General features: G+C 54.7%; 25 protein-coding genes. 16 read left to right on the top strand and 9 right to left on the bottom strand.

All coding sequences use genetic code 11. From position 1 onward, the window contains the following. The first annotated feature begins 9 nt into the window (after nucleotides 1-9). Genes USG84_RS02075 through USG84_RS02130 form a run of 12 tightly spaced genes read left to right on the top strand, consistent with a single transcriptional unit; the run spans nucleotide 10 to nucleotide 11,862 of the window. Nucleotides 10-480: a phage tail tube protein gene (locus USG84_RS02075; RefSeq protein WP_000202242.1), complete on the top strand. Its 471-nt coding sequence runs from the start codon at nucleotides 10-12 to the stop codon at nucleotides 478-480. Between the two features lie 54 nt (nucleotides 481-534). Next, complete coding sequence (locus tag USG84_RS02080) at nucleotides 535-936, top strand: phage tail assembly chaperone (protein ID WP_001135721.1); 402 nt, start codon at nucleotides 535-537, stop codon at nucleotides 934-936. 23 nt (nucleotides 937-959) lie between these two features. Continuing rightward, nucleotides 960-1,223: a DUF4035 domain-containing protein gene (locus tag USG84_RS02085; protein ID WP_000050396.1), complete on the top strand. Its 264-nt coding sequence runs from the start codon at nucleotides 960-962 to the stop codon at nucleotides 1,221-1,223. Nucleotides 1,224-1,257: 34 nt separating this feature from the next. After that, on the top strand, nucleotides 1,258-4,539 hold the full coding sequence (locus USG84_RS02090; RefSeq protein WP_320738135.1) for a phage tail tape measure protein: 3,282 nt from the start codon (nucleotides 1,258-1,260) through the stop codon (nucleotides 4,537-4,539). Nucleotides 4,540-4,541: 2 nt separating this feature from the next. Further along, entirely contained in the window at nucleotides 4,542-4,880 is a 339-nt protein-coding gene (locus tag USG84_RS02095) for a phage tail protein (protein WP_000963855.1), read from the top strand. After that, entirely contained in the window at nucleotides 4,877-5,635 is a 759-nt protein-coding gene (locus tag USG84_RS02100; protein ID WP_045407314.1) for a phage minor tail protein L, read from the top strand. The genes USG84_RS02095 and USG84_RS02100 overlap by 4 nt, the downstream gene beginning before the upstream one ends. A gap of 1 nt (nucleotide 5,636) precedes the next feature. Further along, nucleotides 5,637-6,347, top strand: a complete 711-nt coding sequence (locus USG84_RS02105) for a C40 family peptidase (RefSeq protein ID WP_096152003.1) — start codon at nucleotides 5,637-5,639, stop codon at nucleotides 6,345-6,347. Between the two features lie 29 nt (nucleotides 6,348-6,376). After that, on the top strand, nucleotides 6,377-6,787 hold the full coding sequence (locus tag USG84_RS02110; RefSeq protein WP_320738136.1) for a hypothetical protein: 411 nt from the start codon (nucleotides 6,377-6,379) through the stop codon (nucleotides 6,785-6,787). Between the two features lie 57 nt (nucleotides 6,788-6,844). After that, entirely contained in the window at nucleotides 6,845-7,435 is a 591-nt protein-coding gene (locus USG84_RS02115; RefSeq protein WP_059290920.1) for a tail assembly protein, read from the top strand. A gap of 52 nt (nucleotides 7,436-7,487) precedes the next feature. Next, a complete protein-coding gene (locus tag USG84_RS02120; protein WP_320738137.1) occupies nucleotides 7,488-10,928 on the top strand; it encodes a host specificity protein J in 3,441 nt (1,146 codons plus the stop codon). After that, nucleotides 10,922-11,224: a hypothetical protein gene (locus USG84_RS02125; RefSeq protein WP_318155199.1), complete on the top strand. Its 303-nt coding sequence runs from the start codon at nucleotides 10,922-10,924 to the stop codon at nucleotides 11,222-11,224. The genes USG84_RS02120 and USG84_RS02125 overlap by 7 nt, the downstream gene beginning before the upstream one ends. Continuing rightward, nucleotides 11,221-11,862 (top strand): hypothetical protein, encoded by a 642-nt coding sequence (locus tag USG84_RS02130; RefSeq protein ID WP_320738138.1) that lies wholly within the window; start codon nucleotides 11,221-11,223, stop codon nucleotides 11,860-11,862. The genes USG84_RS02125 and USG84_RS02130 overlap by 4 nt, the downstream gene beginning before the upstream one ends. Here the strand turns inward: USG84_RS02130 and USG84_RS02135 are convergent. Further along, on the bottom strand, nucleotides 11,827-12,189 hold the full coding sequence (locus USG84_RS02135) for a hypothetical protein (RefSeq protein ID WP_320738139.1): 363 nt from the start codon (nucleotides 12,187-12,189) through the stop codon (nucleotides 11,827-11,829). The genes USG84_RS02130 and USG84_RS02135 overlap by 36 nt on opposite strands. A 131-nt stretch (nucleotides 12,190-12,320) precedes the next feature. Next, the gene (locus USG84_RS02140; RefSeq protein WP_233606844.1) at nucleotides 12,321-12,548 is read right to left on the bottom strand and encodes a hypothetical protein; all 228 of its coding nucleotides are present in this window, start codon (nucleotides 12,546-12,548) and stop codon (nucleotides 12,321-12,323) included. Here USG84_RS02140 and USG84_RS02145 point away from each other — a divergent pair. Next, on the top strand, nucleotides 12,538-13,551 hold the full coding sequence (locus USG84_RS02145) for a tail fiber domain-containing protein (protein ID WP_320738140.1): 1,014 nt from the start codon (nucleotides 12,538-12,540) through the stop codon (nucleotides 13,549-13,551). The two genes, USG84_RS02140 and USG84_RS02145, sit on opposite strands and share 11 nt — an antisense overlap. A gap of 27 nt (nucleotides 13,552-13,578) precedes the next feature. Here USG84_RS02145 and USG84_RS02150 read toward each other — a convergent pair whose 3' ends face one another. Next, nucleotides 13,579-14,196, bottom strand: a complete 618-nt coding sequence (locus tag USG84_RS02150) for a tail fiber domain-containing protein (protein ID WP_320738141.1) — start codon at nucleotides 14,194-14,196, stop codon at nucleotides 13,579-13,581. Nucleotides 14,197-14,281: 85 nt separating this feature from the next. On the opposite strand from USG84_RS02150, the gene USG84_RS02155 reads away from it, so the two are divergent. Both USG84_RS02155 and USG84_RS02160 read left to right on the top strand, forming a co-directional pair. Then, entirely contained in the window at nucleotides 14,282-14,407 is a 126-nt protein-coding gene (locus tag USG84_RS02155; RefSeq protein ID WP_320738142.1) for a hypothetical protein, read from the top strand. Between the two features lie 30 nt (nucleotides 14,408-14,437). Continuing rightward, nucleotides 14,438-14,995, top strand: coding sequence for a recombinase family protein (locus USG84_RS02160; RefSeq protein WP_320738143.1), 558 nt, complete (start codon nucleotides 14,438-14,440; stop codon nucleotides 14,993-14,995). A 43-nt stretch (nucleotides 14,996-15,038) separates the two neighbouring features. On the opposite strand, the gene USG84_RS02165 is transcribed toward USG84_RS02160, so the two are convergent. After that, complete coding sequence (locus tag USG84_RS02165; RefSeq protein ID WP_320738144.1) at nucleotides 15,039-15,305, bottom strand: DinI family protein; 267 nt, start codon at nucleotides 15,303-15,305, stop codon at nucleotides 15,039-15,041. Between the two features lie 426 nt (nucleotides 15,306-15,731). On the opposite strand from USG84_RS02165, the gene pepN reads away from it, so the two are divergent. Beyond that, the gene (pepN, locus tag USG84_RS02170) at nucleotides 15,732-18,344 is read left to right on the top strand and encodes an aminopeptidase N (RefSeq protein WP_320738145.1); all 2,613 of its coding nucleotides are present in this window, start codon (nucleotides 15,732-15,734) and stop codon (nucleotides 18,342-18,344) included. 100 nt (nucleotides 18,345-18,444) lie between these two features. On the opposite strand, the gene ssuB is transcribed toward pepN, so the two are convergent. From ssuB to ssuE, 5 genes are read right to left on the bottom strand one after another with little or no spacing between them, the layout of a single operon-like run. After that, nucleotides 18,445-19,215, bottom strand: a complete 771-nt coding sequence (gene ssuB, locus USG84_RS02175; protein WP_151412831.1) for an aliphatic sulfonates ABC transporter ATP-binding protein — start codon at nucleotides 19,213-19,215, stop codon at nucleotides 18,445-18,447. Beyond that, a complete protein-coding gene (gene ssuC, locus USG84_RS02180; RefSeq protein WP_151412832.1) occupies nucleotides 19,212-20,003 on the bottom strand; it encodes an aliphatic sulfonate ABC transporter permease SsuC in 792 nt (263 codons plus the stop codon). The genes ssuB and ssuC overlap by 4 nt, the downstream gene beginning before the upstream one ends. A 9-nt stretch (nucleotides 20,004-20,012) precedes the next feature. Continuing rightward, entirely contained in the window at nucleotides 20,013-21,158 is a 1,146-nt protein-coding gene (gene ssuD / locus USG84_RS02185; protein WP_253541422.1) for an FMNH2-dependent alkanesulfonate monooxygenase, read from the bottom strand. After that, complete coding sequence (locus USG84_RS02190) at nucleotides 21,155-22,117, bottom strand: sulfonate ABC transporter substrate-binding protein (RefSeq protein WP_253541427.1); 963 nt, start codon at nucleotides 22,115-22,117, stop codon at nucleotides 21,155-21,157. Before USG84_RS02190 ends, ssuD begins: the two co-directional genes overlap by 4 nt. Beyond that, nucleotides 22,110-22,685: an NADPH-dependent FMN reductase gene (gene ssuE, locus USG84_RS02195; protein WP_151412833.1), complete on the bottom strand. Its 576-nt coding sequence runs from the start codon at nucleotides 22,683-22,685 to the stop codon at nucleotides 22,110-22,112. Before ssuE ends, USG84_RS02190 begins: the two co-directional genes overlap by 8 nt. Nucleotides 22,686-22,826: the final 141 nt, after the last annotated feature.

Raw genomic sequence — 22,826 nt, forward strand, 5'->3', positions numbered from 1 at the left:
GGAGAAACCATGACCAGTAAGTATGAAGTCACAAAGGGGATGACCTTTGCCGTCTCCGACGCACCCGTAACCGCCGAGGATTTTAACGCCTCAGGTTTCCCGGGGGCTGGCGTTACCTGGCTGGAAGCAGCCTGTGCAACAAAGGAGATCACCTTCACCGGCGGGCAGAAAGGGGATATCGACGTAACCACGCTGTGCTCAACTGAACAGGAGCAAACCAACGGCCTCGCCGCGCCAGCTGAAATGAGCATTACCCGTAACTGGGTTGGCGATGAAGCAGCACAGGAGGCACTGCAGACCGCTTACGAAAATGACGAACTGCGCGCGCTGCGCGTGGTATTCCCGTCTGGCAACGGTTTCTACGTGCTGGTTGAGGTGCGCCAGAGCTCATGGTCTGCTGCAACCTCTTCCGTTGTTGGCGCTACCTATTCTCTGCGTGTACGCGGCAAACCTAAACGCATCTACGCGTCTGGTTCCTGAGCGGCTTCGGCCGCTTTTTTTATCCCTCCGATCATGTAACAAGAGAAAAATGAAATGCCGCAAAAAACATCACAGAATTCATTACGCAACGTGGCGCTTACAGCATCGAAAGCCTACCGCACCAAAGAAGGTATCACGGTCCCTGAATGGGATGGCGCAAAGGTAACGCTGCGTGAACCCTCTGGCGATGCCTGGGTGAAATTCCGGGAGATCGTTAATCCACAGCTCGCCGAGGGCGAAGAGGCACCGACGCTGACGGAGGCGGAAAAGTTTCTGCGTAACAAAGAGGCTGATGTGGTTCTGTTTATTGACGTTCTGCTGGATGAAAACGGCGAGCGAGTATTCAGCGATGAGGATCAGGAGCAGGTATCTAAAATTTATGGTCCTGTGCACTCCCGCCTGCTTGCTCAGGCTCTCAACCTCGGAATGAGCCAGGAAGAAGCGGGAAAGCCGTAAAGCAGCCGCTGACCTTCTTCCTGATGTCGCTGGCGCTCCGGTTGGGGCGTACTCTCCACGAACTGCGCCAGACAATGACCGCCAGCGAGCTCAAAATGTGGATCGAGTTCGACCGCATCAGTCCGATTGGTGACTGGCGCGCCGATGCTCAGGCGGCGCAGATCTCCGTTGCAATGCTGAACTCTCAGGGCGGGAAATTCACCATTCCTGACGTGATGCTGAAATGGGGTGAGCAGGAAGAAGGCGCAGAAGTCTCTGAACTTGAAGAATGGATGTCCAGTCTTTGATGCCCGCGGCTGCGGGCTTTTTTATGGGTGAAATATGGCAACGCTGCGCGAGCTAATCATCAAAATTTCGGCGAACTCTTCTTCTTTCCAGTCAGAGATCGCCAGAGCGTCCCGCATGGGAACCGATTACTACCGCACTATGGAACAGGGCGGGAAAAAAGCTGCAGCGGCCACGCGTGAAACTCAGCGGTCTTTGGCTGACCTGAATTCTCAGCTTGCAACCGTGCGATCCTCTGCTGCCGGGCTTGCCGGTGCGTGGGCTGGTGCATTTGCCACGCATCAGCTGATTCAGTTTGCCGACACGTGGAACCAGTTGAATGGGCGTCTTCGCCTTGCGTCCTCTTCCAGCGAGGATTACGTGCAGTCCCAGCGCGTGCTGATGGAGATTAGCCAGCGCACCGGAACATCCCTCGAGGCAAACAGCAACCTTTACAGCCGTATCGCTCAATCCCTGCGTGATGCCGGTTATGCTTCTGCTGACGTCGCAAAAGTTACGGAAACCGTAGCAACCTCACTGAAGCTATCTGGTGCCAGTACCGAAGAGGCTAGCTCGGTTATTACCCAGCTTAGTCAGGCGCTTGGCTCAGGCGTTTTGCGAGGCGAAGAATTTAACTCCATCATGGAGAACGGCGGCCGCCTGGCGAAACTGCTGGCTGATGGGCTGGGCACCACTGTTGGTGGCCTGCGAAATATGGCCAACAACGGCGAGCTGACTACCAACAAGATCGTCCCGCTGCTGACTAACGTCGAGATCCTACGTAAAGAATTCGACACCCTTCCTGCATCCATCAGCGGATCTGCACAGAAAGTGCAAAACGCCTTCCTTGCATGGGTTGGCGGGGCGAACGATGCGGTCGGCGCATCATCAACGCTTTCCGGCGTGCTGGATGGTCTGGCGAATAACATCGATGATGTGGCAAATACAGCCGGTATTCTGGTTGGTGTTGGCCTCGCTCGTTATTTTGGCAACATGGTCGGCAGCGTTGCTCAGTCAACCCGGGCAGTCCTCGCTAATACGGCCGCCGAGGTCGCGCTGGCGCAGGCTCAGGTCCGTGGAGCTCAGGTTAGCGTTGCTGCTGGTCGCCAGGCTGTTTACCGCGCTCAACAGGCGCGTGCAGCGGCGACGAGTATTGAGGCTCAGATTGTCGCTGAGCGTAATCTTGCTGCTGCTCAGGCATCACTGAATACGGCGCTTGCTGGCAGAGCTTCGGCCGTTAATAACCTCACCAATACAGCCTCGGTGATGTCCCGCCTGGGTAGTGGCGTTCTTGGCATTCTCGGTGGCTGGCCTGGAGTGATTATCGGTGCCGGCGCTGCGATGTATGGCCTGTATCAGCATACCCAGCAGGTGCACCGTGAGGCGGTAGGTTTTGCCAACAACCTCGACGAGATCAACACCAAGCTCCAGCAGATGTCGGTGCTTGGCCTGCGTTCGACCGCGGCTGATGCCCGTACTTCTTTACAGGCGCAAAAACAGGACCTGGCCGACCTCGACTCTCAGATCGCGAAGGTGAAAGACAGCCTTAAGGCGGTTGACCAAATCCAGCAGGACTATAACCGCCATCCGACGCTGACCCTGATCAACACTTTCATGGACCAGGCCGACATCACGGCCAAAAATATCGAGCTGACCGATAAGCTGAACCAGCTGGAGTACCAGCGCGAACAGGCAGCCTCAAAAGTCGAGCAAACGCAGAAACTGGTAAACCAGGCCAGCGATCTGGCCACGCAAAAGGCTATCGAACAGGCTGGCGCCGTCTCTATCCTGAAAGGTGCGTATGACCTGCTTAACCGCTCAATGTCAGCGACCGCTGGCGCCAAGCCGCCGCAATATGCCGGGCCCGTCGTTTCACTGGCGAACGCAACGCCTCAACAGCAAACCGCACTGGAGCGCTCACGCCGAGATAACGAGCTGGCCAGCCTAAGCGGTTTAGAGAAACTCCATCAGCAGCACGTGTATGAAGCAGAAGACCTGAAGCTGACGGGAGCACTTTACACCCAGTACATCTACAACAAGGATCAGGCAGCCAAAAAAGATGCAGCGGCTGCGGAGGCAAAAAAAACCTCTACCGCCGCCTCGAAAGCACAGAGTAAAGCCGAGCGTGAAGCGGCCAGCACCGCCGAACAGTATTCCCGGAAAATGGCCGATCTGAGTGTGGCTATCGATGTGCAACGCGTTCGGGCCACAGAAGGCGAAAAAGCCTCGGAGCTTTACGCTGCATCGCACCAGGCAGGCACTAAATGGACCGACGAGCAGCGAAGGGCGATCCAGGCATCATCAGCAGAGCTGGCAAAATGGACGCAAAAAGCCGACGAGAACGTGCGCAAGCAGCGCGAACAAGCTGATGCCCTGAAGGATTTAACTGAAGCGGCCCGAAAGTTCAGGGATGAGGCGACGCTGACAACCGAAACCGCAGGCATGAGCGATCGCCAGCGCAGCCGGTTCGACGAGACGCAACAGATCGACCGTGTTTTTGCTAAAACGGACGGCGGCACCGAGGCCATCGCGCAGCGCGCCGCAGCCCTCGATGCTCTGGATAAGAAATACAAGGCTATTGCAGCAGCTGAAGCGGACTGGATGTCCGGAGTATCACGCGGCTATGCAAACTGGTTTGATGAAATCAGTAACGTATCCGGCACGGTTTCTGATGGGGTGAAAACCACACTCGACAGCGCGTTTGGTAACGTCACCTCAATGCTAGAAGGCAATAAGGTTAGCTGGAAATCGTGGGGTATTTCTGTCCTGCAGATTATCGAAAAAGTGGCTCTGCAGATGGCGGTGGTTAGCGCGATGGGTGGGGCCTCTTCCGGTTCTGGCATCTTTGGCTCTCTCATCGGCAGTGTAGGCAGCTTCTTCGGGGGCGGTGCGGGAGCATCAGCCAGCACCGGTACGGCGGTTTCAAGTTACGGATCGAACTTCCAGTTTAACGCCAAAGGCGGCGTTTATGACTCCCCCTCTCTGAGCGCTTTCAGTAATGGGATCGTCAGAAACCCCACCATGTTCGCTTTCGCAAAAGGCGGGGCCGGAATCATGGGCGAGGCTGGGCCGGAGGCGATCATGCCGCTTACCCGCGCGCCGGATGGTTCTCTCGGCGTTCGTGCGGTCGGAGGTGGCGGCGGTCAGTCTGTATCTTCGGCGCCACAGGTTTATATCACCATCGATGGCAACGGCAACACTCAAACTCAGGCCTCGCCAGGCCTTGAGCAATTTGGTGCCGAGGTCGGGGAATTTGTTGATCGACGTTATAAGCAGAATGTGATGCGTGACATTCGTCCCGGCGGCGACATCTGGAACGCAATGAAAGGAACCCGATAATTATGGCCATTGAAACTTTCACCTGGTGCCCACGGATTAACGCGGAGGCTGATACAAGTTTCCGCGTCAGGAAAGCCCAGTTTGGCGATGGATATGAGCAGGTTTCAGGGGATGGATTGAACACCAGAACTCAGCAGTGGACGCTTAACTTCACTGGCAACGAAACCTACATTTCTGCCATTAAATCTTTTCTCGACAGGCATGAAGGAACGAAAGCCTTTCAATGGAAGCCACCGCTCGAACCTTTGGGTTTGTATCGTTGCGAAACGTATAAACCCACCGGGCTTGGCGCGGGGAAATTCAACCTTGAAGCAACATTCATCCAGGCATTTAAACCATGAGCTTAAACGCAGATTATCAGAAGCTGGAATCCGGAAACGATGTTCGTCTGATTGAGGTGGACGGTTCTTCCTTTGGGCTAACGGACGTTCTCCGCTTTCACAATTACAGCATTCCCCACACAGAAGCGGAAATCATCGCCGCTGGTGGGGATGAGTCCAAGCTTCCGGCGAAACCAATCTGGTGGCAGGGAAATGAATACGCCGCCTGGCCGTATCAGCTGGAAGGCCTGGAAAAATCAACCAGTGGGAGCAATGCAACGCCATCACTGACGGTTGCGAACATCGAAAGCTCTATTTCTGCCCTGTGTCTTGCGTATGACGATCTGCTGCAGGCGAAAGTCACTATTCACGACACAAAAGAGAAATATCTCGATGCCAGAAATTTCGCGGACGGCAACCCCACAGCAGACCCGACTCAGGAAAAGCTGCAGGTCTGGTATATCGACGGGAAAACTGGCGAGCTTGCCGGTGAAACCGTTGAATTTGTTCTGTCCAGCCCGATGGACCTGCAGGGGCAAATGATCCCGACGCGACAGCTTCATTCCCTGTGTACCTGGTGCATCCGGAATAAATATCGTACCGGCGACGGCTGCGACTATGCCGGCACCCGCTATTTCGATAAAAACAACAACCCGGTAAGCGATCCGTCGCTGGATGAATGCAATGGCACGCTGACGGCCTGCAAACTCCGATTCGGCGAAAATAACGAACTCTCGTTTGGTGGCTTCCCGGGCACGTCTTTGATCAGGAGTTGATATGCGTCAGAAAACCATCGATGCGATTATGGCGCATGCTGCAGCTGAATATCCTCTTGAGTGTTGCGGCGTGGTGGCGCAGAAAAGCCGCGTTGAACGTTATTTCCCGTGCCGGAATCTTGCCGCGGCGCCGGAGGACAATTTTGTCCTTTGCCCCGAAGACTACGCAGCTGCTGAGGACTGGGGAACGGTGATCGCCATCGTTCACAGTCACCCTGACGCCACAACGCAACCGAGCGAACTGGATAAAGCGCAATGCGACGCAACGCTTTTACCCTGGCATATTGTGAGCTGGCCGGAGGGGGATTTACGCACCATCCAGCCGCGCGGAGAACTGCCGCTGCTGGAGCGTCCGTTTGTGCTTGGACACTTCGACTGCTGGGGGCTGGTAATGAGCTATTTCCGGCAAACGCATGGCATCGAACTCCATGATTACCGCGTCGATTATCCCTGGTGGGAAAACGACTATCCGGACAACTTCTATCAGGATTGCTGGTATGAGTGCGGTTTCCGGGAATTCGACGGGCCACCGAAACCCGGCGATATGGTGATCATGCAGGTCCAGGCTGATAAGTGGAACCACGCGGGAATTCTGCTGGAGGGAAATATGCTGCTGCACCACCTGTACGGACATCTGAGCCAGCGCGTGCCGTATGGTGGCTATTGGCAGGAAAGGACGATGAAGATTCTACGTTACAAATCTCTGTGCTAACCTTTTGCAAAACCAAAGGGGATAGGGATATGAAAAAATCATTATTGGCATTTTCGTTGTTAATTTTGGCTGGTTGTTCGACTGAGCCAGTTCTCCCGCAGTATGCAAAAGAAGTGTCAGCACCGAAAGAATTTCAACAGTCAACAAACACAACTGCCGTAACTATCATTCGCGATAAAGGTTTCGTTGCTGGTGGATGCGCTATAACAACCTATATCAATGGTAAATATTTGGCTGAACTTGATACAGGTGAAAAAGTCACTGCGTACTTAAACCCTGGCGATATATTGATTGGGGCTGGGTTTGCCGGTAAAGGCCTATGTAATGGTGCACCTAAAAAAGAACGGGAGTTTTCAATAAAAGAAAACACTCCTCGAGTTTTAAGGATATTTATCGATCAAAGTGGGAATGTAGATATACTCCCGATGTCGATAAATTAGAGTTGATATTTAACAGGAAAAGGCCACCTTTGGGTGGCTTTTTTATTGGGGTGATTCATGTCAGATGTAATGACTCGCATTGAACTTGGCGGCGTTCTGGGAAAGACTTTTGGTAAAACACATCATCGCTCAATAAGCACAACCAAAGAAGCTTGCAAAGCCTTATCTGCTACGATTAATGGTTTCGAAAAATTCATGAATACAAGTAAGCAAAGAGGGCTTTCTTATGCGGTTTTTCGCGGGAAGAAAAATATTGGCGTTGATGAATTAGGATTTCCTGTCAGTGGTGAGGTTATAAGAATCGTTCCAGTGCCGATTGGAAGTAAAAAAGCAGGTGTATTACAAACTATTTTAGGTGCTGTATTGGTGGCCGTTGGGGTGGTATTAAATTTCACGCCATTTGCTGGAGCTTCACCATTTTTCTATCAGGCTGGTGGAGCTCTGATCCTTGGTGGCGTCGTCCAGATGCTATCACCCCAACCAACCGGATTAGCCAGCAAACAAAGCGCAGATAACCGTGCATCATACGCATTCGGTGGTGTAACAAACACCGCGGCGCAAGGCTATCCGGTACCGCTCCTATATGGCCGCCGGCGGATAGGCGGAGCGATTATTTCTGCCGGAATTTATGTCGAAGATCAGCAGTAGATAACTAACTTTTTTCTGGCCACCTTCGGGTGGCTTTTTTTATGGGCGCAATATGGCTACAGATAAAGTGTTAAAGGGCCGCAAGGGCGGCAGCTCAAGTTCACGAACCCCTACCGAACAGCCTGATGATCTGCAATCTGTAGCGAAGGCAAAAATCCTCGTTGCGCTTGGGGAAGGGGAGTTTGCAGGGCAGCTAACCGGCAAAGATATCTATCTGGACGGAACGGCGCTTGAGAACGCCGACGGCTCCCAAAACTTCAGCGGTGTGACGTGGGAGTTTCGTGCGGGAACACAGGCGCAAAATTACATTCAGGGGATTCCCGGTACCGAAAATGAAATCAGCGTGGGTACAGAAGTATCAAGCGCTACAGCCTGGACGCGTACGTTTACCAATACGCAGCTTTCAGCAGTTCGCCTGCGTCTGAAATGGCCCTCGCTTTTCAAACAGGAGGACGACGGCGATCTGGTGGGTTACTCGGTCAATTATGCGATTGACCTGCAAACGGACGGCGGCGCATGGCAGACGGTACTCAATACCAGCGTGACTGGCAAAACGACGTCTGGTTATGAGCGCAGCCACCGTATCGATTTACCGCAGGCTGGCAGCACCTGGACAATACGCCTGCGTAAGATTACCTCTGACGCCAACAGCGCGAAGATCGGCGACACGATGACGCTGCAGAGCTTCACCGAGGTGATTGACGCCAAACTGCGCTACCCGAACACCGCGCTGCTTTACATCGAATTCGATTCCAGCCAGTTTAACGGATCAATCCCGCAGATCTCCTGCGAGCCTCGCGGCCGTGTTATCCGCGTTCCAGATACCTACGACCCTGAAACACGCACTTATAGCGGTACGTGGACCGGTGCGTTTAAGTGGGCATGGACGGATAACCCTGCGTGGATTTTTTACGACCTGGTTGTTTCTGACCGGTTCGGCCTCGGGCACCGTTTGACCGCTGCGAATATTGATAAATGGACGCTTTATCAGGTTGCCCAGTATTGTGATCAGATGGTACCAGACGGCAAAGGGGGCAACGGTACCGAACCACGTTATACCTGCAACGTGTACATTCAGGATCGGAACGATGCCTACACAGTCCTGCGTGATTTTGCCGCTATCTTCCGTGGCATGACCTACTGGGGCGGGGATCAGATTGTGGCCCTGGCTGACATGCCGCGCGATGTTGATTACAGCTACACGCGCGCTAACGTTGTTGGCGGTCGCTTCACCTATTCGAGCAGCACCACGAAAAGCCGCTACACCACAGCGCTGGTTTCATGGTCAGACCCGGGTAACGCTTATGCCGACGCGATGGAGCCGGTATTTGAGCAGGCGCTGGTGGCGCGATACGGCTTCAATCAGCTGGAAATGACAGCCATCGGCTGCACCAGGCAGTCAGAAGCGAACCGAAAGGGGCGCTGGGGTATTCTCACCAACAACAAGGATCGCGTTGTTTCGTTTGATGTTGGGCTGGACGGCAACATTCCGCAGCCGGGCTACATCATCGCCGTGGCAGACGAGCTGCTTTCCGGAAAGGTTATGGGCGGCCGCATCAGCGCCGTTAACGGTCGCGTTATCAAGCTTGACCGCGTGGCAGATGCAGTAGCAGGAGATCGCCTTATTCTCAACTTACCATCCGGAGTGTCGCAGAGCAGGACCATTCAGGCCGTAAACGGGGAATCAGTCACAGTCACCACGGCATACAGTGAGACGCCACAGGCCGAAGCTGTTTGGGTGGTTGAATCTGACGAGCTCTACGCGCAGCAGTATCGTGTTGTCAGCGTTTCCGAAAAGGATGATGGCACGTTCTCGATTACTGGCGCATGGCACGATCCGGATAAATATGCCCGTATCGATACCGGAGCCATTATCGACCAGCGGCCGGTGAGCGTGATCCCACCGGGTAACCAGTCGCCGCCTGCGAACATCGTGATCAGCTCGTTTTCCGTGGTTCAGCAGAATATCAGCGTCGAAACGATGCGAGTGAGCTGGGACCAGGCGCAGAACGCTATCGCCTATGAAGCGCAATGGCGCCGAAACGACGGGAACTGGGTTAACGTGCCGCGCAGCTCCACCACATCATTCGACGTCCCGGGGATTTATGCAGGGCGCTACCTGGTGCGCGTGCGCGCAATCAATGCCGCAGAAATTTCTTCCGGATGGGGCTATTCAGAAGAGAAAACGCTGACGGGTAAAGTGGGCAGCCCACCGAAGCCGGTTGGCTTCATCGCTTCTGAAAACGTTGTATTTGGTATCGAGCTGAACTGGGGATTCCCGGCGAATACCGACGACACGCTGAAGACGGAAATTCAGTACAGCCTGACCGGTACCGAAGACGATGCGATGCTGCTGACCGATGTGCCTTACCCGCAGCGCAAATATCAGCAGATGGGCCTTAAGGCTGGGCAGATTTTCTGGTACCGCGCGCAGCTGGTGGACCGCAGCGGCAACGAATCAGGTTACACCGAATGGGTGCGAGGACAGGCCAGCATCGATGTTTCCGACATCACAGACGTGATCCTGGAGGAAATTAAAGACTCCGATACGTTCAAAGACCTGATCGAGAACGCGGTGGACAGCAATGAAAAAATTGCTGGCATGGCTGATGAAATTAAAAATCATGCCGACGAACTCGAGCAGCAGGCGAAAGACATTCTGGAGAACGCTGACGGGCTGGCTCAGGCCGAAGTGAAGATCGACGAGATTTCTGTGTCGATGGACGGCATGACGGGAGGAGTGAAGAACTCGGCAATCGCGATTATTCAGAATGGGCTGGCGCAGGTGGTAAGTCGTCGCTCGCAGACCGCCACGAACGCCGGGAACAGTGCCAGCATAGACAGAGTGGATACTACGATTGCCGATGCCAGCCAGGCGGTCGCACGCGCGCTGGTCACGCTGGATGCGGAAGCTGGTGGCAATATCTCTAACTCAACGGACCTGACAGAAACTCTTGCTGATTTCACCCAGGCTTCGGCGACAAAAATTAACACCCTGACTGTTAAATCTGGCGAAAACAGTGCCGCGATAAACGTCAACGCACAGGCTATCGCAGATGTAAACGGTAACCTCAGTGCCATGTACAACATCAAGGTGGGCGTAACCAGTAACGGGCAGTATTACGCTGCCGGGATGGGTATTGGGGTTCAGAATACACCATCCGGCATGCAGTCGCAGGTTATCTTCCTGGCTGATCGCTTCGCCGTCACCACGGCAGCCGGAAATAGCGTGGCTTTGCCGTTCGTGATCCAGAACGGGCAGACATTCATCCGGGCCAGCTTCATTCAGGACGGTACCATTGAGAACGCCAAAATCGGTAACTATATCCAGTCGAATAACTATGTGGCTGGCTCTGTAGGCTGGAAGCTTGATAAGGGGGGAACATTTGAAATTAACGGTGTGGGCGGCGGCGGCAGGATGTTGATATCCAGCACGCTCATTCAAATCTACGACAGCAACAACGTGCTGCGTGTCAGAATGGGGTTATGGTAATGCCACAGGGGTTGCAATGCTGGGACGGAGCAGGGCGTATTGCCGTTGATTTAAGTGATTATGCTATCCGCTATATTGGAAGCACAACAGTAACATTTGCTGCCGGGGAAACGGCGAAAGACGTTTCATTTTCCGGTATCACCCAGGATGGTTCATTTATATCCATTGTAACAACTGGCGTAACTGCAAATGAATATTACTGCCGCGCTTATAATGGCGGCTTCACTGCATTCTATTTACCGACCACTGGTAGTCCTGCATTCACTTTCACAGTTGAGGTTTATAACTTTCAATGAGCGGATTCGAAGTTTACAACAGTGCCGGCAAGTTACTCGTCGATTCGCAAAACAGGTCCACCCTTTTTTATGATCAGCGTTCTCTGGGGGCTGTGACTGAAAAAGGTTTTTACCGTGTAGACAGCCCGTTTGGTGACGGAAGCACGCTGGGATTTACCCAGCAACAGTTCTGGAATGACGGGAATTTGCGCTGGCTTCAACTGGATGCAAATAAGTATGGTTTACCCGGCGCCGATCTTCTTGAAGATAATGCAGGGAGGATGATACGCACGACGCGAAATATTGGAATTCAGAGCGGTTACCTGGATGTATTCGACGCTGGTGGAAACCTTATCTGGAGCGCTGCATCAGCATCGAAAATGCCCCGGGTAGTTGGTTTTTTTGATGTACCAGCGAGTTATGATCTGCAGAACAATACCTTTGCGATAAACCTCGGCTTTAACCCGTGGATTCTGGTTAACAACTGTCCGGGAAATCTGAGTGATGATGGTGGGGCGACTGGTTACTCAGGGATCGCTTTAAAATGGACTGGCTCACAGCTGCAGGGCAGGTATATATCCAAAAATCAGCGCAACTGGAGCCAGATACTTCAGGGGAGAGGGTTACGAATTCCCATCGCTCAGTTTGTCGGAATTTGATACGGGTGGGACGCGCGGGTATTGAGTAGCGATCATGTTTTGCTTCACACCTTTTGCAGGTTCGAAGCGGTATACGACATTAAGCTTATCCGTTTTCTTATAACAGATATTGCTGAGCCGCTTATTTATATGTCGGCTGAAAATGCCATTGCTGCTGTCTGAAATTACGTTAACTTGCCTCATGGCGCAGTCAATATTCACGTGAATATCTCCCCCAAGAGATAAGCGCGCCGCATCCACCGGGTAATCCATTTTGAAGACATAGTCTCTGTCTTTATCGGCACAGCCAGCCATCAGCAAAAGTACCACGGCAAATAATCGTTTCATTTCTACATTCCTGTATCTGCGGGAATATCCATTTTATTCGAGTTTAAAAAATAGTCAGATTGATAAGAGCGATCAATTTTACATTATTGATCGCTTTAAACGATCGTTATTATCGTGAGGTAGTTCATGCTTTATAACACCGGCACCATTGCTATCAACGGAAATACCGCCACCGGGACGGGTACAAACTGGACGGCACCCGCCAGCCAGGTTCGCGCTGGCCAGACGATTATCGTGATGTCTAACCCGGTACAGCTGTTCCAGATTTCATCCGTGAACAGCGCCACGTCAATTACGGTAACCCCTGCCGCTTCCCCGGCACTTAGCGGCCAGAAGTATGGAATTCTTGTGTCCGACATTATCTCGGTTGATGGACTGGCACAGGCTATGTCTCAGCTCATCAAAGAATATGACGAGAACATTGGAGCGTGGGAGACGTTCGCCACAACCTCAGCCAATCAGAGTATCACCGTAACGATCAACGGTACCTCCGTAACCATCCCTGGCATCGGTAAACTGGCACAGAAAGGGAGCAATGGTGCGCTTGCTGTCACAGACGGCGGAACCGGCGCAACGAATGCCGCAGACGCTCGCACAAACCTCGGTTTGGGAAGTAGTGCCACGAGGAACGTCGGAACGGTGGCCGGAACCGTGGCAGCTGGCGACGATTCACGGCTTGGAACCGTTAACGGTAAAACGGGGGGGACGATTTCATCTGCTGTGACGATCAACGGTGTTGGTGGCGGAGCAACTGACTGGCATACAAATGCCGGCGGTGGTTTAGGGGTCAGAAAGGGAAGTGGCGGTGATAACTCCATTGAGATGAATAATACAACAAATGATTCCTCTCAGGGCAATTATGTAAACCAGGTAGTCGGTAAGTGGTATAGCGGTTCATGGGCGCTAGGTGCAATACGGAGCGGCTCGACTCCACTTGATCGTGTTCAGTTAAATGTGACAGCAGAATCTGGTGGAGCAGCCGCATCGTTTATGTTTTACCCTGATGGGCGTGGCACTGGTGGTCAATGGGTATCACTCTCTGATGCGCGCATAAAAAAAGACATCGTGCGCATATCCGATCCTCTCATGAAGATGAGAAGCATCAAGGGCTGCTGTTGGGAGCGTATAGACAATGAAACAACGGGTTACGGCTTTATTGCCCAGGACGTTGAGCAAGAGTTTCCTGAAGCTGTTAAAGGTGGCTATGACATTTCCCTGAAGGATGGCACAGTGATTTCTGATGTGAAAACTGTCGATACTTACGGGGTTGCTGCAGCTCTGCACCATGAAGCGATCCTTGCTCTCATGGATGAAATTGAAAGGCTTAAAGCACAGGTCGATAATTTGTTACTGGCCCGCTAAGTGATTTATAAGCCGGTGGCGGATTATTCAGCTCCCGGCCTGCAACGCCTCAACTTTTCCAGTTAGTTCTTCGATTTGATCCATTAAAGCCAAAATTGCCTCATGGTGAAGAGCTGCTGCGAAACCAGATGTATCAGCCGTCAGCACATCTTCCAGTTCGGTACCATCTTCAAGCTTCACTGGGTTCGGTGATATGGTTACCGCTGTTGGCATTACAGCTTTCATTTCCTGAGCAATAAACCCCTGACCCGGTCCGGCACCATCACGTCGATCCCATGTCACCCCCCTGACCTTTCGCATTTTTTCAAGCGGATTAGCAACACGTTCGATGTTTTCTTTCAGCCTGGCATCAGAGTTATTGTTCCAGGAACCGGACGCAGCTGCATTGCCCGTTTTCAGATCGAAGGTCCAGTTTTTTTCGGGGGTGGAACCTCCGTTATAGTAAATCACGAAATAACTCGCGTCTGTACCTCCACCGCGCTTTATGCCAGTAATGACTGCATCAGAGAACCATTTATAAATCCACCCGCCCACGAACTGATTCGTAACGGCGCTTGCATCAGCTGTTAGTCCGACAATGTCATTATTAGCCTGGCCTGATTGCACCCCACCATAAAATGTCATGGTGCCAAGAGGAACACGCATCCCTGATTTATTATCCAGGACCAAAGAGGAAGAATTAAAATTAAACTGGCCGTTAAGTGTTCCACCAGTTTTTTGAAGGGCTCCAGTGAGCCGTGAATCATCACCGGCAGCGACCGTTCCCGCCGCTGTGCCGATGTTCTTGGTGGCGCTGTTTCCTAAACCGACGTTTTATAGATTGCTCTGGAGCGGCCTGGTCGATAACTTCACCTGATTTTTTTGCAGAAATAACTGGGTGAAAAATATGCAAATTGGCTATGTAAGGGTGTCAACAAATGACCAAAATACGGATCTTCAGCGGCAAGCGCTCGAACGCGCAGGATGTGAACAAATTTTCGAAGAAAAAATGAGCGGAACAGTGGCAAGCCGGCCAGCACTCAAAAAGCTTCTCAAGACATTAAATGAGGGTGATACGTTGGTGGTCTGGAAACTGGATCGACTCGGTCGCAGCATGCGGAATCTGGTGCTGCTGGTGGACGAACTCCGGCAGCGCGGCATCCACTTCAAGAGCCTCACTGACAGCATCGACACATCAAGCCCGATGGGGCGCTTCATCTTTCATATTATGTCAGCGCTGGCAGAAATGGAGAGGGAGTTGATAGTGGAGCGCACCCGGGCAGGGTTGGCCGCAGCTCGTGAGAAAGGGCGAATCGGTGGCAGGCGTCCGAAGCTTACCCTGGAGCAATGGGCGCAGGCTGGCAGATTGATAGCGAACGGCGTGGACAGGAAGCAGGTAGCGATAATTTATGACGTGGCTGTGTGTACGCTTTATAAAAAGTTTCCTGTGGGGATAAAACTCTAATGGTGGTAAGGCAGCCGCAGTATGCTCAACTGCCTTACCATACTTAAAGCCCAACCTGGCGAACAGTCGGGAACTCAGAAACCAACCACATATCTGAATCTTCAAACATCTCCTCCAACATCCGATTCAGCTTTTCCCGATCGCTTTTGCTTGCGTCACTATTCAGGCTGTTAGCCTGCATCGGCTTAACCTTAACTTCAGCGTCGGGAAAAATGTTGTGCACTCGTTTCGTCAACTCGGCCAGGATAATCTCCCTGGCTCCCTCCAAGCCTTCAACGTTTCGCTTATCGTAAACCAGTTCAACAAACATAATGCGCTCCATTATCTACTGTTTGGATATACAGTATTTTTTGCTGTGGAGGATTTGTCTGTCAAGGCGTGAGCTCTTTGTTTTTAAATTTTGAGGGTATTTCTGCGTGAATAATTATTGTCGATGTGACCTGCAGAGCCGATGGTGTCTGAGGTTGGCTTAAAAAAGCTTTGGGGCATGGATGGGGCAAAAGTGCATGGTAAAGTGCGTTAAAGTTCGTTAATCATGTTTTGTATCGATCTCGCTCATCCCTTGTTTTATGCGCTCCTGGACGATATTTATCGATTTTAAAAATTATGAGTTCATATTATACAAATGTAGCAAAAAAGGTGTTTCTGCCTGAAAAGATGAACATTCTGCATAGCGCGTTTTACGCAACAGGAATATATTGAAACGTTACTCGACAAACGATGCATAAGGTTTTCTATGACACAACAGCCACAAGCCAAATACCGCCACGACTACCGTGCGCCGGAATACCTGATTAGCGATATCGACCTGACTTTTGACCTGGATGCCACAAAAACCGTTGTGACGGCGGTAAGCCAGGTGACGCGCCACAGCGCGACTGCCGTACCGCTGCGTCTGGATGGCGAAGACCTGACGCTGGTCTCCCTGCATATTAACGATGAACCCTGGTCAGACTATAAAGAAGAAGGCAACCAGCTGGTCATCGACAACCTGCCGGAACGCTTTACGCTGCGCATCGTGAATGAAATCAGCCCTGCCGCCAACACGGCGCTGGAAGGGCTTTACCAGTCAGGCGTGGCCCTGTGTACCCAGTGTGAAGCAGAAGGTTTCCGCCACATTACCTGGTACCTCGACCGCCCGGACGTGCTGGCGCGCTTTACCACTAAAATCATTGCCGATAAAACGCTCTATCCATTCCTGCTCTCCAACGGTAACCGCGTCGGCGAGGGCGAACTGGAAAATGGCCGTCACTGGGTGCAGTGGCAGGATCCGTTCCCGAAACCGTGCTACCTGTTTGCGCTGGTGGCGGGTGATTTCGACGTGCTGCGCGATACCTTCAAAACCCGCTCTGGACGCGAAGTGGCGCTGGAGCTGTTCGTTGACCGCGGCAACCTTGACCGCGCGCCGTGGGCGATGACTTCACTCATTAACTCCATGAAGTGGGACGAAGAGCGCTTCGGCCTCGAATACGATCTCGACATCTATATGATCGTCGCCGTCGACTTCTTCAACATGGGCGCGATGGAGAATAAAGGCCTTAACATCTTTAACTCCAAATACGTGCTGGCGCGTACCGATACCGCCACCGATAAAGACTACCTCGATATTGAACGCGTCATCGGCCACGAGTATTTCCACAACTGGACCGGTAACCGCGTCACCTGCCGCGACTGGTTCCAGCTGAGCCTGAAAGAGGGCCTGACCGTCTTCCGTGACCAGGAGTTCAGCTCCGATCTCGGCTCGCGGGCGGTCAACCGCATCAACAACGTGCGTACCATGCGCGGCCTGCAGTTTGCGGAAGATGCCAGCCCAATGGCGCACCCGATCCGTCCGGATAAAGTCATTGAGATGAATAACTTCTACACCCTGACGGTGTACGAGAAGGGCGCGGAAATTATTCGCATGATCCACACCCTGCTGGGCGAGGAGAACTTCCAGAAAGGGATGCAGCTCTATTTCGAACGCCACGACGGCAGCGCGGCCACCTGCGACGACTTCGTGCAGGCGATGGAAGACGCGTCCAACGTTGATCTCTCTCACTTCCGCCGCTGGTACAGCCAGGCCGGGACCCCGATCGTCACCGTGAAGGACGACTACAACCCGGAAACCGAGCAGTACACCCTGACCATCAGCCAGCGCACGCCGCCAACCGCCGAGCAGGAAGATAAATATCCGCTGCACATTCCGTTCAGCATTGAGCTGTACGACAACGAAGGCAACGTCATCCCGCTGCAGAAGGGCGGCCATCCGGTGCATAACGTGCTGAACGTGACCCAGGCAGAGCAGACCTTTATCTTCGATAACGTCTACTTCCAGCCGGTTCCTGCGCTGCTGTGCGAATTCTCCGCGCCGGTGAAGCTGGAGTACAAGTGGAGCGACCAGCAGCTGACGTTCCTGATGCGCCACGCGCGCAACGATTTCTCTCGCTGGGACGCCGCGCAGAGCCTGCTCGCAACCTACATCAAGCTGAACGTGAACCGCTACCAGCAGGGTCAGCCGCTGACGCTGCCGGTGCACGTGGCAGACGCGTTCCGTGCCATCCTGCTGGACGAGAAGATTGACCCGGCGCTGGCGGCTGAAATTCTGACCCTGCCGTCCGCGACTGAAATTGCGGAGCTGTTCGACATCATCGACCCGATTGCCATCGTGGCCGTGCGCGAAGCGCTGACCCGCACGCTGGCGACCGAGCTGGCGGATGAATTCCTGGTGCTCTACAACGCCAACAAGCTTGACGCCTATCGCGTGGAGCATGCGGATATCGGCAAGCGTACCCTGCGCAATACCTGCCTGCGCTATCTTGCGTTTGGTGAGGCCGGGCTGGCGAACACGCTGGTGAGCAAGCAGTATCACGAAGCGGATAACATGACCGATGCGCTGGCCGCGCTGGCGGCAAGCGTTGCCGCTGAACTGCCGTGCCGCGATGCGCTGATGCAGGAGTATGACGACAAGTGGCACCAGGATGGCCTGGTGATGGACAAGTGGTTTATTCTGCAGGCGACCAGCCCGGCGGCCGATGCGCTTAGCAAGGTTCGCAGCCTGCTGAAGCACCGTTCGTTCACCATGAGCAACCCGAACCGCGTTCGCTCGCTGATTGGCGCATTTGCCAGCAGCAACCCGGCCGCGTTCCACGCCGAAGACGGCAGCGGATACCAGTTTATGGTGGAAATGCTGACCGAGCTGAACAGCCGTAACCCGCAGGTTGCATCACGTCTGATTGAGCCGCTGATTCGCCTGAAACGCTACGATGCGCAGCGCCAGGCGAAGATGCGCGCCGCGCTTGAGCAGCTGAAAGGGCTGGAAAATCTGTCTGGCGATCTGTACGAGAAGATTGCTAAAGCACTGGCCTGATGTAAAAAAGCCCGGTGGCGCTACGCTTACCGGGCCTACGTGGGGGCGAGGGGCATTGGTTTTCTCCCTCTCCCAGTGGGAGAGGGCCGGGGTGAGGGCATCAGGCATTGGCCTTTATCCGCTGAATCTCCGCTTCCCCACGCTTCATCACCCGCTCCAGCACCGCTGCCTCCAGCTCCGCCAGTCTCGCCGACCCTACGCGACGAGGGCGCGGGATATCCACCGTCAGATCCAAACCGATTTTCCCGTCTTCTATAAGCAATACCCGGTCCGCCATCGCCACGGCTTCGCTGACGTCATGCGTCACCAGCAGGACCGTAAAGCCGTGCGCCTGCCAGAGGGATTCAATCAGATCCTGCATTTCGATCCGCGTCAGGGCATCGAGCGCGCCGAGCGGCTCATCAAGCAGCAGCAGGCCGGGACGGTGAATCAACGCTCGCGCCAGAGCCACGCGCTGCTTCTGCCCACCCGACAGCGCCGCAGGCCATTCACCTGCACGGTTTTCCAGCCCGACGGCGGCCAGCGCCTGACGGGCTTCATTCCGCCAGTTGCCTTTGAGCCCCAGCCCGACGTTATTAATCACCGTCTTCCAGGGCAGCAGCCGCGCGTCCTGAAACATCATGCGCGTATCGTCCTGAATATTCGAAAGCGGCGTTGTTCCTGCCAGAATCTCTCCACCGTTGGGGGCTTCCAGCCCGGCTAAAAGACGCAGGAGCGTGCTCTTGCCGCCGCCGCTGCGCCCGACTACGGCCACAAACTGGCCGGCGGGAATGTGTAGATCCAGCCCGTTAAGAATGGTGTTTTCGCCGTAGCGTTTGGTTACGCCGTTCAGCAGCAGCGGCGTTCCCTGGTTCAGTCGTGCCGTATTCATGCTTTCGCCTCCTGAAGGGTATAGGCCGGGTTCCAGCGCAGCCAGCTGCGCTCCAGCCACTGGGCGCTGACGTCCGCGAGTTTGCCGAGCAGGGCATACAGGATGATGGCAACTACCACCACGTCCGTTTGCAGAAATTCGCGGGCGTTCATCGCCAGATAGCCGATGCCGGAGTTGGCTGAAATGGTCTCCGCCACAATCAGCGTCAGCCACATCAGGCCGAGCGCAAAACGCACCCCGACCATAATGGAGGGCAGGGCGCCCGGCAGGATCACGTGTGTAAAGAGAGAAAAGCCGGACAGGCCGTAGCTTCGCGCCATCTCCACCAGACCGCGATCGATATTGCGGATGCCGTGCCAGGTGTTGATGTATATCGGGAACAGCGTGCCCAGCGCCACGAGGAAAATCTTGGCGCTCTCGTCAATCCCAAACCACAGAATCACCAGCGGGATCAGCGCCAGATGCGGCACGTTGCGCAGCATCTGAATGGAGGTATCCAGCAGCCGCTCGCCCCAGCGGGAAAGGCCGCTAATCAACCCCAGCACCAGACCAATGCTGCCGCCGATGGAAAACCCAATCACCGCGCGCCAGGAGCTGATCGCCAGATGCTGCCACAGCTCGCCGCTGACGCTCAGCGACCAGAACGCTTCTACGACGCCTTCCGGAGAGGGCAGAATGCGGCTCGACAGCCAGCCGGTGGTCGACGCGAGCTGCCAGAGCGCCACGATGCCGAGGGGCAAAAACCACGGGGCGGCACGCAGCAGCCATTTTTGTGAGGTGGCAGACATGGTCACTCCTTAGCTCTGCGCGGCTTTGCGCGGAATAAACTCGTTCGCCACGGCTTCGCCCTGCAGCTGGAGCCGCTGCGGCTGCGGAATTTCCGGAACGGCGACGTCCAGATGCGGGAATAACAGCTCGCCCACCTTGTACGCCTCTTCCAGGTGCGGATAGCCGGAGAGAATAAAGCTGTCGATGCCCAGGTCAGCGTATTCATTAATCCGGGCGGCTACGGTCGGGCCGTCGCCGACCAGCGCCGTGCCCGCGCCGCCGCGCACCAGGCCGACGCCCGCCCACAGGTTCGGGCTGATTTCCAGATTCTCGCGCCTGCCGTTGTGCAGAGAGGCCATGCGGTGCTGCCCGACGGAGTCGGTTTTGGCAAACGCGGCCTGCGCCTTCGCGATGGTCTCATCGTCCAGATGGGAGATCAGGCGGTCTGCCGCCTGCCAGGCTTCTTCATTGGTTTCGCGCACAATCACGTGCAGGCGAATGCCGAAGCGCACCCTGCGGCCATGGGCGGCGGCTTTGGCGCGGACCTGGGCAATTTTCTCTTTCACCAGTTCGGGCGGCTCGCCCCAGGTCAGATAGAGATCGACCTGCTCGGCGGCCAGATCCTGAGCCACATCCGACGATCCGCCAAAATAGAGCGGGGGACGCGGCTGCTGCACCGGCGGGAAGTAGAGCTTCGCGTCGCGAACGTGAATATGCTTGCCTTCAAAGGTGACGGTTTCGCCTTCCAGCAGGCGTCGCCAGACGCGGGTAAACTCGGCGGAGGCTTCATAGCGCTCGGTATGGTCGAGGAACACGCCGTCACCCGCCAGCTCCTGCGGATCGCTGCCCGTCACCAGGTTGAACAGGGCCCGGCCGTTGGAGAGCCTGTCCAGCGTTGCCGCCTGACGCGCCGCCACGGTGGGGGAGACGACGCTCGGGCGCAATGCTACCAGGAATTTAAGGCGCTGGGTGACCGGGATCATCGACGCGGCGACCAGCCAGGCATCCTCGCACGAGCGTCCGGTCGGGATCAGCACGCCGGTAAAACCGATTCGGTCCGCCGCCTGCGCAATCTGCTGCAGATAGCCGTGGTCAACCGGGCGCGAACCCTCCTCTGTGCCAAGATAGTGCCCATCGCCGTGGGTGGGTAAAAACCAGAAAAGATTCAGACTCATGATTTAGCTCCTTCTTTGCCTGCGGGCTGCCAGATGCGTTCGCGAATATCGACCTGTTTTGGAACCAGGCGGTTTTGATAGAAGAGGTCAGCGGTCTGTTGCTGAAGCGCGGCGACGTGCGCGTCTACCGGTAAAATGGTGGTGGGTGGACGGTGGCTGAGATAGCTCGCGATCACCGGTTCAGGCAGGCCCATGGTTTTTGCCAGCAGGGCAATGCTCGCCTGACGCTGGCTTTGGGTCAGCGCATCTGCCTGGGTAAAGGTATCCAGCACGCCCTGAATAAACGCGCCGTTTTTTTCCGCGTAAGGGCGTGCGGTGAGGTAGAACGAGCCGGTCTGTTTCAGCGTGGTACCGTCCTTCAGCACCCGTACGCCGCCCTGCAGTAATGCCGCTGAGTAGTACGGATCCCAGATAGCCCAGGCATCAACGTTCTTTTGCTGGAACGCGGCGCGCGCGTCGGCAGGCGTCAGGTAAACGGGTTGAATGTCGGTGAACTTAAGCCCGGCTTCCTGTAAGGCGCGCAGCAGCAGGTTGTGCGAGCTGGAGCCTTTCTGAAAAGCGACCTTACGCCCTTTAAGGTCGGCGACGCTTTTAATGTCGCTGTTTTCAGGTACCAGAATCACCTCGGCTTTCGGTTTCGCGGGTTCTACGCCGACGTAGACCAGGTCTGCCCCGGCAGCCTGAGCAAAAATAGGCGGGATGTCGCCCGTGCTGCCCAGATCGATACTGCCGACGTTCAGGGCTTCAAGCATCTGCGGCCCTGCCGGGAACTCCACCCAGGAGAATTTGGTGTCCGGGAAGCGTTTTTCCAGCAGCTGGTGGCTTTTTGCCAGCACCATGCTGACGCTGCCTTTTTGGTAGCCAATGCGTAAGCTGTCCGGTGCGGTTTCTGCGGCATGCGCCAGCGCGGAAAACGCCATCAGGCCAGCCAGTCCGAGGCGGGTTAAGGTTTTAAACATGTGCGACTCCCTGAGGCGGAGTAAAAGAAGGAACCTGGATATCCCGGCGATGCAGCGCGTGCCAGAAGGTTTCCAGCGCGGCATCAAGGCGCGTTTGCAGATTCGGCGTGAAGTGCGGCCTATGCTGGTAGTCAATGACCTGCGAATCATCCGCGAAAACGCCGTGGAGGATCTCCTGCGCCTTCAGGGCGTTCAGCACCGGCTTCAGGGCGTAATCCACCGCCAGTAAATGTGCCACCGTGCCGCCCGTTGCCAGCGGCAGCACCACTTTGCCGTTCAGCGCGCGCTCGGGGAGAAGATCGAGCAGGGTTTTCAGCGCGCCCGAAAAAGAGGCTTTATAAATCGGGGTCGCAACGATGAGGCCGTCCGCTTCCTTGAGCTGCTCGGTGAGGGTTTTCAGCGCGGGGCTGTCGAAGCGGGCATACAGCAAATCTTCAGGCTCGAAGTTATGCAGATTCCAGTGGCACACTTCCACGTCCAGGGCGTTGAGCTTTTCACGGGCATATTCCAGCAGGGCGCTGGAACGCGAAGGGAATCGTGGACTTCCGGCCAGGGTAATGACGCGCATACATCCTCCTTATAACTAATTGTTTGCTTTTATCTAACATTCATAACAATTTTCAGGAGTGTGACACCGCGCGGTTATTCCACTAAATGATTTATCCGCAATTAAAATGCGAAAAACTGCATAAGAAAGGGAAAGGCAGGA

The organism is Enterobacter sp. 168J2, assembly GCF_034107265.1.
Taxonomy (GTDB): domain Bacteria; phylum Pseudomonadota; class Gammaproteobacteria; order Enterobacterales; family Enterobacteriaceae; genus Enterobacter; species Enterobacter nematophilus.

What these genes read in the sequence shown, in the direction of transcription:
- USG84_RS02125 (WP_318155199.1), top strand. Translation starts at nt 10,922, where the DNA reads ATGGTAATGCCACAGGGGTTGCAATGCTGGGACGGAGCAGGGCGTATT.
- USG84_RS02120 (WP_320738137.1), top strand. Translation starts at nt 7,488, where the DNA reads ATGGCTACAGATAAAGTGTTAAAGGGCCGCAAGGGCGGCAGCTCAAGT.
- USG84_RS02085 (WP_000050396.1), top strand. Translation starts at nt 960, where the DNA reads ATGTCGCTGGCGCTCCGGTTGGGGCGTACTCTCCACGAACTGCGCCAG.
- ssuB (WP_151412831.1), bottom strand. Translation starts at nt 19,215, where the DNA reads ATGAATACGGCACGACTGAACCAGGGAACGCCGCTGCTGCTGAACGGC.
- ssuC (WP_151412832.1), bottom strand. Translation starts at nt 20,003, where the DNA reads ATGTCTGCCACCTCACAAAAATGGCTGCTGCGTGCCGCCCCGTGGTTT.
- ssuE (WP_151412833.1), bottom strand. Translation starts at nt 22,685, where the DNA reads ATGCGCGTCATTACCCTGGCCGGAAGTCCACGATTCCCTTCGCGTTCC.
- ssuD (WP_253541422.1), bottom strand. Translation starts at nt 21,158, where the DNA reads ATGAGTCTGAATCTTTTCTGGTTTTTACCCACCCACGGCGATGGGCAC.
- USG84_RS02115 (WP_059290920.1), top strand. Translation starts at nt 6,845, where the DNA reads ATGTCAGATGTAATGACTCGCATTGAACTTGGCGGCGTTCTGGGAAAG.
- USG84_RS02135 (WP_320738139.1), bottom strand. Translation starts at nt 12,189, where the DNA reads ATGAAACGATTATTTGCCGTGGTACTTTTGCTGATGGCTGGCTGTGCC.
- USG84_RS02165 (WP_320738144.1), bottom strand. Translation starts at nt 15,305, where the DNA reads ATGTTTGTTGAACTGGTTTACGATAAGCGAAACGTTGAAGGCTTGGAG.
- USG84_RS02150 (WP_320738141.1), bottom strand. Translation starts at nt 14,196, where the DNA reads ATGCGTGTTCCTCTTGGCACCATGACATTTTATGGTGGGGTGCAATCA.
- USG84_RS02080 (WP_001135721.1), top strand. Translation starts at nt 535, where the DNA reads ATGCCGCAAAAAACATCACAGAATTCATTACGCAACGTGGCGCTTACA.
- USG84_RS02190 (WP_253541427.1), bottom strand. Translation starts at nt 22,117, where the DNA reads ATGTTTAAAACCTTAACCCGCCTCGGACTGGCTGGCCTGATGGCGTTT.
- USG84_RS02130 (WP_320738138.1), top strand. Translation starts at nt 11,221, where the DNA reads ATGAGCGGATTCGAAGTTTACAACAGTGCCGGCAAGTTACTCGTCGAT.
- USG84_RS02110 (WP_320738136.1), top strand. Translation starts at nt 6,377, where the DNA reads ATGAAAAAATCATTATTGGCATTTTCGTTGTTAATTTTGGCTGGTTGT.
- USG84_RS02090 (WP_320738135.1), top strand. Translation starts at nt 1,258, where the DNA reads ATGGCAACGCTGCGCGAGCTAATCATCAAAATTTCGGCGAACTCTTCT.
- USG84_RS02160 (WP_320738143.1), top strand. Translation starts at nt 14,438, where the DNA reads ATGCAAATTGGCTATGTAAGGGTGTCAACAAATGACCAAAATACGGAT.
- USG84_RS02095 (WP_000963855.1), top strand. Translation starts at nt 4,542, where the DNA reads ATGGCCATTGAAACTTTCACCTGGTGCCCACGGATTAACGCGGAGGCT.
- USG84_RS02100 (WP_045407314.1), top strand. Translation starts at nt 4,877, where the DNA reads ATGAGCTTAAACGCAGATTATCAGAAGCTGGAATCCGGAAACGATGTT.
- USG84_RS02075 (WP_000202242.1), top strand. Translation starts at nt 10, where the DNA reads ATGACCAGTAAGTATGAAGTCACAAAGGGGATGACCTTTGCCGTCTCC.
- USG84_RS02105 (WP_096152003.1), top strand. Translation starts at nt 5,637, where the DNA reads ATGCGTCAGAAAACCATCGATGCGATTATGGCGCATGCTGCAGCTGAA.
- pepN (WP_320738145.1), top strand. Translation starts at nt 15,732, where the DNA reads ATGACACAACAGCCACAAGCCAAATACCGCCACGACTACCGTGCGCCG.
- USG84_RS02140 (WP_233606844.1), bottom strand. Translation starts at nt 12,548, where the DNA reads ATGTCGGACACAAGAATTCCATACTTCTGGCCGCTAAGTGCCGGGGAA.